Annotated in this window: 14 protein-coding genes and 4 tRNA genes; 1 reads left to right on the top strand and 17 read right to left on the bottom strand. The window is 34.3% G+C overall.

Features of this window, described 5'->3' with window-relative positions; translation table 11 throughout:
* Positions 1-24: 24 nt before the first annotated feature.
* The 16 genes from rplL to ACZ1AQ_RS13395 all read right to left on the bottom strand — a co-directional run bounded on the left by rplL (position 25) and on the right by ACZ1AQ_RS13395 (position 8,461).
* Positions 25-396 carry a 50S ribosomal protein L7/L12 gene (gene rplL, locus ACZ1AQ_RS13320; protein ID WP_300977835.1) on the bottom strand — a complete coding sequence of 124 codons (372 nt, stop codon included), beginning with the start codon at positions 394-396 and terminating at the stop codon, positions 25-27.
* A gap of 90 nt (positions 397-486) precedes the next feature.
* The gene (gene rplJ, locus ACZ1AQ_RS13325) at positions 487-987 is read right to left on the bottom strand and encodes a 50S ribosomal protein L10 (protein WP_489633368.1); all 501 of its coding nucleotides are present in this window, start codon (positions 985-987) and stop codon (positions 487-489) included.
* A gap of 22 nt (positions 988-1,009) precedes the next feature.
* A complete protein-coding gene (rplA, locus tag ACZ1AQ_RS13330; protein WP_489633369.1) occupies positions 1,010-1,699 on the bottom strand; it encodes a 50S ribosomal protein L1 in 690 nt (229 codons plus the stop codon).
* 13 nt (positions 1,700-1,712) lie between these two features.
* Complete coding sequence (rplK, locus tag ACZ1AQ_RS13335) at positions 1,713-2,150, bottom strand: 50S ribosomal protein L11 (protein WP_489633370.1); 438 nt, start codon at positions 2,148-2,150, stop codon at positions 1,713-1,715.
* Between the two features lie 64 nt (positions 2,151-2,214).
* Positions 2,215-2,766: a transcription termination/antitermination protein NusG gene (nusG, locus tag ACZ1AQ_RS13340; RefSeq protein ID WP_489633371.1), complete on the bottom strand. Its 552-nt coding sequence runs from the start codon at positions 2,764-2,766 to the stop codon at positions 2,215-2,217.
* A gap of 10 nt (positions 2,767-2,776) precedes the next feature.
* Positions 2,777-2,974: a preprotein translocase subunit SecE gene (gene secE, locus ACZ1AQ_RS13345; RefSeq protein WP_489633372.1), complete on the bottom strand. Its 198-nt coding sequence runs from the start codon at positions 2,972-2,974 to the stop codon at positions 2,777-2,779.
* A gap of 24 nt (positions 2,975-2,998) precedes the next feature.
* Positions 2,999-3,069 (bottom strand) — tRNA-Trp (locus tag ACZ1AQ_RS13350).
* A gap of 55 nt (positions 3,070-3,124) precedes the next feature.
* Positions 3,125-4,309 carry an elongation factor Tu gene (gene tuf, locus ACZ1AQ_RS13355; protein WP_489633373.1) on the bottom strand — a complete coding sequence of 395 codons (1,185 nt, stop codon included), beginning with the start codon at positions 4,307-4,309 and terminating at the stop codon, positions 3,125-3,127.
* Between the two features lie 54 nt (positions 4,310-4,363).
* A tRNA-Thr gene (locus ACZ1AQ_RS13360) sits at positions 4,364-4,435 on the bottom strand.
* Between the two features lie 65 nt (positions 4,436-4,500).
* A tRNA-Tyr gene (locus tag ACZ1AQ_RS13365) sits at positions 4,501-4,581 on the bottom strand.
* Between the two features lie 53 nt (positions 4,582-4,634).
* Positions 4,635-4,708, bottom strand: a tRNA-Thr gene (locus ACZ1AQ_RS13370).
* A 91-nt stretch (positions 4,709-4,799) separates the two neighbouring features.
* Entirely contained in the window at positions 4,800-5,102 is a 303-nt protein-coding gene (gene hpf / locus ACZ1AQ_RS13375; protein WP_489633374.1) for a ribosome hibernation-promoting factor, HPF/YfiA family, read from the bottom strand.
* Positions 5,103-5,138: 36 nt separating this feature from the next.
* Positions 5,139-6,035 carry a tyrosine-type recombinase/integrase gene (locus tag ACZ1AQ_RS13380; RefSeq protein WP_489633375.1) on the bottom strand — a complete coding sequence of 299 codons (897 nt, stop codon included), beginning with the start codon at positions 6,033-6,035 and terminating at the stop codon, positions 5,139-5,141.
* 83 nt (positions 6,036-6,118) lie between these two features.
* Positions 6,119-6,316 (bottom strand): 30S ribosomal protein S21, encoded by a 198-nt coding sequence (rpsU, locus tag ACZ1AQ_RS13385; RefSeq protein WP_064716531.1) that lies wholly within the window; start codon positions 6,314-6,316, stop codon positions 6,119-6,121.
* Between the two features lie 73 nt (positions 6,317-6,389).
* Positions 6,390-7,559: an acyl-CoA dehydrogenase family protein gene (locus ACZ1AQ_RS13390; RefSeq protein ID WP_489633376.1), complete on the bottom strand. Its 1,170-nt coding sequence runs from the start codon at positions 7,557-7,559 to the stop codon at positions 6,390-6,392.
* Between the two features lie 23 nt (positions 7,560-7,582).
* Positions 7,583-8,461 (bottom strand): ComEA family DNA-binding protein, encoded by an 879-nt coding sequence (locus ACZ1AQ_RS13395; RefSeq protein WP_489633377.1) that lies wholly within the window; start codon positions 8,459-8,461, stop codon positions 7,583-7,585.
* Positions 8,462-8,685: 224 nt separating this feature from the next.
* Between ACZ1AQ_RS13395 and ACZ1AQ_RS13400 the strand changes: the two genes are divergently transcribed.
* A complete protein-coding gene (locus ACZ1AQ_RS13400) occupies positions 8,686-10,155 on the top strand; it encodes an APC family permease (RefSeq protein WP_489633378.1) in 1,470 nt (489 codons plus the stop codon).
* A gap of 52 nt (positions 10,156-10,207) precedes the next feature.
* On the opposite strand, the gene ACZ1AQ_RS13405 is transcribed toward ACZ1AQ_RS13400, so the two are convergent.
* Positions 10,208-10,435 (bottom strand): hypothetical protein, encoded by a 228-nt coding sequence (locus ACZ1AQ_RS13405; RefSeq protein ID WP_064716527.1) that lies wholly within the window; start codon positions 10,433-10,435, stop codon positions 10,208-10,210.
* Positions 10,436-10,663 lie beyond the last annotated feature (228 nt).

Raw genomic sequence — 10,663 nt, forward strand, 5'->3', positions numbered from 1 at the left:
CCTAGTTCTCAAAACTGAGTTTAACTATTTAAGCTCAACTACAGCTCCAGCTTCTTCTAAAGATTTTTTAAGACCTTCAGCCTCTTCTTTAGAAACACCTTCTTTTACGTTGCTAGGAGCACTATCAACTACATCTTTAGCTTCTTTCAAACCTAAACCTGTAAGTTCTTTTACTAATTTCACAACAGCTAATTTAGATGCACCAGCATCTTTCAATACAACTGTAAATTCTGTTTGAGCTTCTTCAGCAGCACCTTCACCACCACCAGCAGCAACTACAACAGCTGCAGCAGCTGGTTCGATTCCATACTCATCTTTCAATATTGTTGCTAACTCGTTAACTTCTTTTACAGTTAAATTAACTAATTGTTCTGCGAATTGTTTCAAATCTGCCATTTTTTCTATCGTTTTAAAATGATTTGTAAAAATATAATTTATTTATTGTGCGCTAATTTAAGCAACAAGGAATGTCCTTGCTGAGATATTTTATGCTTCTGTCTCTTCGCTATTAGCGAATTGATTTTGTAAAGCAGAAATAACTCTTTGAGCTGGAGATTGTAATAATCCAATGATTTCTCCAATAAGCTCTTCTTTCGATTTAATTGTAGCTAAAGTATCTAATTGATCATCTCCAATGTATATCTCAGAATTGATATAAGCTCCTTTTAAAATTGGTTTAGCAGCTTTTTTTCTAAAATCTTTGATGATTTTTCCAGGTGCATTAGCTATGTCTGCAATAAAAATAGCACTATTACCAGTCAAAACTGATGGCAAATCTCCATAATCATTATCAGAAGCTTCCATTGCTTTTGCAAGCAAAGTGTTTTTAACTACCTCTAATTTAATACCTGCTTTAAAACAAGCTCTTCTCAAGTTTGAAGTTGTTTCTGCGTCTAAGCCAGAAATATCAGATACATATACAATGTTTGTACCAGCTAACTGTGCAGTTAAATCTTCAATCGCGATTGATTTTTCTTCTCTAGTCATACTAAAAATTTTTAACTACCAATTATACTGCTTTTGGGTCCAAAGCAATAGCTGGACTCATAGTGCTTGTAAGGTGAATTCCTTTAATATAGGTTCCTTTAGCAGCAGTTGGCTTAAGTTTGATTAATGTTTGAATAAGTTCGTGTGCATTGTCAAAAATTTGCTCCGCTCCAAAAGAAACTTTACCAATTCCAGCATGTACAATACCAGTTTTATCAACTTTAAAATCGATTTTACCAGCTTTAACTTCTTGAACAGCTTTTGCAACATCCATAGTTACAGTACCTGTTTTTGGGTTTGGCATTAAACCTCTAGGTCCTAAAATACGACCTAATGGACCTAATTTACCCATAACAGCAGGTACAGTAATGATAACATCAACATCTGTCCAACCATCTTTTATTTTTTGTAAATAATCATCTAGACCTACATAATCAGCACCAGCAGCAGTTGCTTCTGCTTCTTTATCTGGAGTAACTAATGCTAAAACTTTTACATCTTTACCAGTTCCATGAGGTAGAGTTACAACACCTCTCACCATTTGATTCGCTTTTCTTGGATCAACACCCAATCTAACTGCGATATCAACAGACTCATCAAATTTTGCAGAAGCAACCTCTTTAATTAATGCAGCAGCATCTTTCAAAGAGTACAATTTGTTCTTTTCAATTTTTGAAGCAGCCTCTTTTTGCTTTTTTGTCAATTTTGCCATGTTTTTCTCTTAATTAAAAAGGAGAATCTCCTGATACAGTTATACCCATAGATCTAGCTGTTCCAGCAACCATACTCATAGCAGACTCAATAGTGAATGCATTTAAGTCTGGCATTTTGTCTTCAGCAATCGCTCTAATTTGTTCCCAAGTAACACTAGCTACTTTTCTACGATTAGGCTCACCTGAACCAGATTTTAGCTTTGCAGCTTCCATTAACTGAACGGCTGCAGGAGGAGTCTTAACAACAAAATCGAATGATTTGTCTTTGTACACAGTAATTTGTACTGGGCACACTTTGCCAGGTTTATCTTGAGTTCTAGCATTAAATTGCTTACAAAACTCCATGATGTTAACCCCAGCAGCTCCTAAAGCAGGTCCAACCGGTGGCGACGGATTCGCAGCACCTCCCTTAACTTGTAGTTTAACTACCTTACTAATTTCTTTAGCCATTTTTTAAAAAATTTAACACGACAATCATTGGAAGCGATTGTGTGATTATTATAGTGTAACAAAATTATACTTTTTCAACTTGCATAAAACTCAATTCTAATGGCGTTTTTCTTCCGAAAATTTTAACCATTACCTCAAGTTTACGCTTTTCTTCATTGATTTTTTCAACAGTTCCATTAAAACCATTAAACGGTCCATCAATAACCTTAACCGTTTCACCAACATTGAACGGAATAGAACGAGTATCTGTACTAACCGTCAACTCATCTACTTTTCCTAACATCCGATTCACTTCTGCCATTCTTAAAGGAACAGGTTCACCACCTTTTGTTTCCCCTAAAAAACCAATAACACTAGTAATTGACTTAATAATATGAGGTATCTCACCAACCAAGTTAGCTTCTATCATTACATATCCCGGAAAATAAACTTTATCTTTTGCAATTTTTTTTCCTTCCTTAACAGTAACTACTTTTTCAGTAGGCACCAATACTTGAGATACGTAATCCTCCATCCCTAATCTAGCGATTTCAGTCTCGATATATGCTTTTACTTTATTTTCTTGCCCGCTTACAGCACGAACGACATACCACTTTTTCAAATTATTTTCAGTCATCCCCAGAAATTTACGCTTTCAACCAGTTAAAAAATCTCTCTAATGCTTTTGCAAACATTTCATCTACCCCCCAAGTTGCCAAAGCGAATAGTACTGAAAAAACAGCAACAACAATTGTTAGACGTTGAACCTCAGCCCAAGCTGGCCAAGTAACATTTGATTTTAATTCTTCAAATGCTTCTGAAATGTAATTAACAACTTTTGCCATATTTATACTCTGTGTTTTATATTGCACGGGCGGAGGGATTCGAACCCCCATCAACGGTTTTGGAGACCGCTATTCTACCCTTGAACTACGCCCGTATTAAAGCCAGTAACAGTAATAGTTACTGGCTTGAGAATTTATTATAGTTTAAAACTATAGGATTTCAGTCACCTGACCTGCACCAACAGTTCTACCACCTTCACGGATAGCAAAACGTAAACCTACGTTTAATGCAATCTCGCTTAACAATTTAACTTCGATAGTTAAGTTGTCACCAGGCATTACCATCTCTACACCTGCTGGTAAAGAAATAATACCAGTTACGTCAGTTGTACGTACGTAGAATTGTGGACGGTAGTTATTGTGGAATGGAGTGTGACGTCCACCTTCTTCTTTTTTCAAGATATACACCTCAGCTTTGAAGTGATCGTGAGGCTTAACAGAACCTGGTTTACAGATTACCATTCCTCTCTTAATATCTTCTTTTTGAATACCTCTTAACAAGATACCTACGTTATCACCAGCTTCACCTCTGTCAAGGATTTTACGGAACATCTCAACTCCAGTAATTGTAGAAGTTAATTTTTCAGCTCCCATTCCAATGATTTCAACTGGATCTCCAGTATTAGCAACACCTGTTTCAATACGACCAGTAGCAACAGTTCCACGTCCTGTGATTGAGAATACGTCCTCAACTGGCATCAAGAATGGTTTGTTTACATCTCTTTCTGGCTCTTCGATCCAAGCATCAACAGCTTCCATCAATTCAATAATCTTAGGAACCCATACTGGATCATTATTCAATCCTCCTAGAGCAGAACCTTGAATAACTGGACCATTATCTCCATCATACTCATAGAAAGATAACAAGTCTCTGATTTCCATTTCAACTAACTCTAACAACTCAGCATCGTCAACCATATCCACTTTGTTCATGAATACAACGATTCTTGGAATACCAACTTGACGACCTAACAAGATGTGCTCACGAGTTTGTGGCATTGGTCCATCAGTAGCAGCAACAACAAGAATAGCACCGTCCATTTGAGCAGCACCAGTAACCATGTTCTTAACGTAATCCGCGTGACCTGGACAGTCTACGTGAGCGTAGTGACGGTTAGAAGTTTCATACTCAACGTGAGAAGTATTAATAGTAATACCTCTTTCTTTTTCTTCTGGAGCATTATCAATTTGATCAAATGATTTTGCTTGACAGTAACCTGCATCAGACAATACTTTAGTAATTGCTGCAGTTAATGTAGTTTTTCCGTGATCTACGTGCCCAATTGTACCAATGTTCAAATGGGGTTTCGTACGGGTAAAATTTTCCTTTGCCATTTTACTTAATTTTTAATCTTAGTTATATATTTATTTCAATTTCCTACTTACTTGAGCCAACTACGGGAATTGAACCCGTGACCTCTTCCTTACCAAGGAAGCACTCTACCCCTGAGCTAAGTCGGCAGAATCCTTGATTAGGAAGCGCAGAACATACGACCTACTATCTCTAATCTTTTATTCTAAATTTGTGGGGAGAGCAGGATTCGAACCTGCGAAGTTTTCACAGCAGATTTACAGTCTGCCCTCGTTGGCCGCTTGAGTATCTCCCCTTTTAACCATAACCTTTAAAGAACGCGCTCAAACAATATTTGAACCTACATTGAGCCGGTGGAGGGACTCGAACCCACGACCTGCTGATTACAAATCAGCTGCTCTAGCCGACTGAGCTACACTGGCAATTATCAATAAAAAAGTCCGCTATTTCTAACGGACTGCAAATGTATAGATTTTATCTCTTAATCAAAACATTTTTTGAAAAAAAATTGAATTAAATATGAGATCTTATTTTTTCTTTTCTTTTAACCAACAAACGCTCCAATGATTCAGCCGACAAATCAACTGCTTCTTCAAAAGTTTTACATTGTTTTTTTACCAAAAAATCATCCCCCGGAACATTAATCTTGACCTCAACTACCTTATTTTCCTTATCACTTGTCTTTTCAACCTTCATAAAAACATCCGAAGAAACTACCTTATCATAATATTTTTCCAACTTATCCAATCGAACTTGAACAAAATCAACTAGCTTTCTGTCAACAGTAAAGTTAACTGCATGAACATTTACCTTCATAATCATTATTTTTTTGTGGTTAAACATGAAAGAAAACTATTTCTGGCTTCTTGGATGCGCTTGCTTGTATACTTTTTTCAACTCCGATAAGCTACTATTAGTATATACTTGAGTAGACGCCAAACTTGAATGCCCTAATAATTCCTTTATTGAATTTAAATCCGCCCCGTTATTTAGCATATGAGTCGCAAAAGTATGCCTTAAGACATGAGGACTTTTTTTTACCTTTTCAGAGACATCACTAAAGTACGAATTAATTGTTCGATAGACAAAAGATTGACTTAATTTTAACCCTTTTGAAGTTACAAAAAAATATTCAAAGTCGACCAACTCTTCCAATTTTAATCGCTCCTTTATATACAACTCAATACGACCTACCAACATCGACAACATTGGGACTATCCTTTCTTTATTTCTCTTACCAAGCACTTTTATAAAAGCAGCACCAACATTTACATCCTTATACCTCAAATTAATAATTTCAGCCCTACGCATTCCTGTAGCATAAAACATTTCAATCATCAACCTATCCCTTAAAGAGTCAAAATCAGAATCATCACTCAAAACATCATCAAGACTATTCATCTCTTTTTCAGAAAATGGAATCTGTACACTTCTTGAAGTTTTTAACGCCCTATGCTTCAGCAACGGACTAACAGAAATTTGTTTTGTTTTTAATAAAAATTTATAAAAAGCCTTCAAGGAAGCAATTTTCCTATTCACAGACACATTATTCAATCCCGAATCTACTAAAAAAACCACCCAAGCCCGAATATGAACATAAGCAACCTGCTCTAGAACAACCTCAAAAGAAGCTTCTTGTAAAAACAACTCAAAAGCATCCAAATCATCACAATACGCTTTTTGCGTGAGTAATGAATAATTTTTCTCCAAAACAAGATAATCACTAAAAGCTGCTTTAGTAGAAGTCATAAAATAATAAAATAAAAAAAACCGTTAGCATCAAAGTTATAAAACTTTAATCACTAACGGTACTAAATTTTGAAAATAGAATTTTAGATATTCTCTAAACTATCTTTCATATTTTGAATGTAAGCTGCTTTTTGAAACTTCATTCTATTGATTACTGATGGCTTAATAAAAGCAGTACGCGCTCTTAATTGACGAACAGTTCCAGTTTTATCAAATTTTCTTTTATAGCGCTTTAATGCTCTATCGATATTTTCTCCGTCTTTAATTGGTATAATTAACATAATTTTATCACCTCCTTTCGTTAAGTGCGCAAAAGTAGTAAAGTTTTATTAATTTACAATTATTTACAGATAATTATTTTACCGCAGGTTTATAATTTTGTTTATCAATAATCATTTTTGACAATATTTCCTTTAATATTTCTGAAGTACCTCCTCCTATCGGACCTAAACGACTATCTCTAAATAATCTTGCAAGTGGATATTCTTCCATATAACCATACCCCCCTAACATTTGAAGACAGCTATAAATAGTTTCATCAGCCACTTTTGTTGATTTTAATTTAGCCATCGTTGCTTCTTTGACTACATATTCTCCTTTATCTAAGCGTGCAACAGCAGCATAATTGAAGATTTTACAATGCTCTACCTCAGTTGCATGCTCCACAAGAGCGTGACGTAAAGCTTGAAACTTATTTATTGTTGTTCCAAATGCCTCACGGCTAGACATATAATCAATGGTATAATCCAAAGCGAATTCTGCTCTAGCATGTGCATTAATTGCCATAATCAAACGTTCCAAAGCAAAATGCTGCATAATATAAGCAAAACCTTTGTTTTCCTCCCCCATCAGATTTTCTAATGGCACTTCTACATTATCAAATGCAATTTCCGCCGTATCAGAAGCTCTCCAACCTAATTTATCTAATTTGGTCGCCGAAATTCCTTTAGATGAAGTATCCATTAAAAAAATACTAATTCCTTTATTCCCAAGTGCAGGATCTGTTTTAGCAGCAACAACATAATAATCTGCATAGACCCCATTAGTAATAAATGTTTTGGATCCGTTTATAATGTACTTATCTCCTTTTTTTATTGCATTTGTTCGCATTCCTGCAACATCACTCCCACCAAAAGGCTCTGATATACACAACGCTCCAATTTTTTCACCAGTTATACTTGGAACCAAATATTCTTTCTTTATTCTTTCATCACCTTCCGCATTTAGATGTGTCATTGCTAAATAAACATGTGCCCAAATAGCCGCTGCAAAACCAGATGATTTTATTTTTTGAAGTTCTTCTAACAAAATCACCATATAAAATAAATCTAGATTTAGACCACCGTATACTTCAGGATAAGAAATACCTAAAAAACCCATCTCTCCGAACTTCTTCCAAATAAAACGGTCGATAGTTCCAGATTTTTCCCATTGCTCAATATAAGGTACCACTTCCTTCTGCAAAAAATCCTTTAAACTTGCCCTAAACAAATCATGTTCTTCTGAAAAATATACTGAATTCATAAAATGCGTTTTTTGTTTTATTTTTAGAACTTCAAATATAACGCAATTATTTTTGCTTTATCAACAGGAAAACCCTTAATTTTTGACAAATCCTCAATATTTTTAAAATCACCATTCATGCTTCTATAAATTAAGATTTGTTTAGCCAATGCATATTTGAAGTAAATAAACTGAGACAGTTCTTTTAAAGAAGCGTTATTCACATCGATTAGTTCGAGTTCCGGTAATTTAGACACATAAAACTGACTGTTTACATTTTCGATTACTTCTGGAGACAACCCCCAGACCTCATTTAATTGTTCCATAGCCACAAAACCTTTCAAACTACTTCTTTGAGCGATTATTCGATTCGCTATGACCTCACCAATACCGTAAACCTTAATTAAATCTTCTTTTGTGGCAAAATTAATATCCATCTTAACTAGCTTCTTTCTGTCTTTTGTACCATAAAAAATAATTGCTTCCCTATTATTCTCTTTTTTTCCATTCACCCAATCAGGAAATTTAAAAAAAGGAGCAATTTTGCTCAAGAGAACATCCGAAACACCAGTTACCTTTTGAAATTCTTCTACAGAATTTACATAACGATTTGTTTTTCTAAAAGCATGCAGTCGATCAATTTCTTCTACAGACATTCCTAATTTATACCCTTTATAGTCTGATATAAAATTAGGATTGAACGGGTAAAGAGTACTCTTTGTCTGTTTGTTGTTCTTTAGCTCATCAATCTTTACTTGTAACGAAAGCCAATCTTTTGCGGCTAAAGGAATACTATTATTAACATTTTCTCCAACAAACCAATAAACCAATTGTAAAATGATTATAATTCCAAATAAAACCAAAAGCCCTTTTCGCTGACTATTGGTAAACTTTAAGTAAAACAAAAACCTATTCAACATCATAAAGCAATTAATATTCCAGCTAAAAATAAAAAAAACACAATATCTTAACAAGAAAAATACACAGTATTTAAACAATAACAACAAACATAACTAATTCATAATCTATAGTATTATTATTTTACAGATAGAAATTTGAAAAAAAATAGGCTTACAAGAGATAATTTTTTTTATTTTTTATAAAAAACAATACATTTGGAACTTAATAACTAAAACAACAAATAACCATGTCAATTTGGAGAGTTAAACCAATATCAGCTTTTGAAGCCGATATGAAAAAAAGTAATTTGAAAAGGGTTCTTGGAAAATGGAGCCTTACTGCTATTGGCGTTGGAGCCATTATTGGTGGTGGTATTTTCGTTCTTACAGGAACAGGAGCGTATTATCATGCTGGCCCTGCTTTAGCAATTTCATTTATAATTGCAGGTATTGCCTGTGTTTTTGCTGCTCTATGTTACTCAGAGTTTGCTTCTATTTTACCTGTTGAAGGATCTGCATACGCTTATGCTTACGGAACAATTGGAGAAATTTTCGCTTGGATTATAGGCTGGGGTCTTATTCTAGAGTATGCTATGGGATCTATGACGGTCGCCGTTTCTTGGTCAGGCTACTTCAATAAACTACTTAAAATGTTTCACATTGTTTTGCCAGAATACCTAACAACTGATCCTGCTAGTTATACAGGAGAAGGTTTTTCAATGAATTTACCAGCATTTTTAATTGTATTATTTGTAATTTCTATTTTGATAAAAGGTACAAAAAGTGCCGCAACAGCGAATAATCTGATTGTACTTCTTAAAGTATCTGCTGTTTTGTTTGTGATTATTGCAGGAGCTTTTTTCATTAATACTGACAACTGGCATCCTTTTATTCCTGAGGCTACTCAAATTATTGAGAAAGAATCCACTCATAATGCATACGGGTTAACAGGAATCGTTTCTGGTGCTGCAGCTATTTTCTTTGCTTATGTTGGTTTTGACGCTGTTTCAACACAAGCTGGTGAAGCAATTAATCCTAAAAAAGATGTACCGTTTGCTATTATTGCTTCGTTATTGATTTGTACTTTTCTCTACATTCTTGTGTCATTAGTTTTGACTGGAATGATGAATTACCAAGATTTTAATCCGCTAGGAAAATATCCTGATGCTATCAAAGCTCCTGTTGCTTATGCTTTCGACAATGCAGGTCAAGGTTGGGCTGGATTCATTATAACAATTGCGGCTACTGTTGGATTAATTTCAGTATTGATGGTTATGATTATGGGACAATCTAGAATTTTCTTGGGTATGTCTAAAGATGGTTTGATTCCTCAAGTATTTTCAAGAGTTAATCCAATTTCTGGAACTCCAAGAACCAACTTGATGATTTTAGGTGGAATCATAGCGACTGTTGCCGCTTTTACCCCTATTAACAAACTTGCAGATATGACTAGTTTTGGAACTTTATTTGCCTTTACAATGGTTTGTATTGCGGTTTGGATTCTAAGAGTAAAGCAACCCAATTTAACCAGAACTTTTAAAGTACCTGCTTTACCTATAATTGCTATTTGTGGAATTTTAATCAATACTTATTTAATGATTAACTTGAGTTTAGATGCACAGTTACTATCCTTGGGATGGCTTGCTATTGGAATCATAGTATATTTTGGATATAGTAAAACAAGATCAAAATTAAACAACGAAGAGACTGAACAATAGTCAATTTTATATTTAAAAAAGAAGCCGTTTCAAAACTGAAACGGCTTCTTTTTTATAAATCGAATACGGAAGATCTTTTTGCGCGGACTAAATCTTTCAAACGAATCCAAAAAGCTAAAGTTAAATACACTGCAAACCATAAACCTGCTGTAACAAATGACAAGTAAATAAAGAACAAACGAACATTTGTAACACGCATTCCTAATTTATCGGCTAAACGTGAAGACACATGAAAGCCGTGTTTTTCAAAGAAAAATTTAAGTTTGATAATTGCTGACATTACTTTGCAATTGAATTAATGAAATAGTGAGACAAAATTACATTTTTATCTTCAGTATTTAGAAGAGGATACAAAATGATTGCAAAAAAAACCAATTGACAACTACTAGCCCCGATTACTATGATATATACAAACTAAAAATTTATTTATTTTTTAGTTTAAAAAAAGACATAACAAGCCTTCGAATAAGAATTACACGAAGGTTTGTTGTGCCTTTCATAAGTTATT

This window comes from Flavobacterium sp. UM26 (assembly GCF_057922445.1).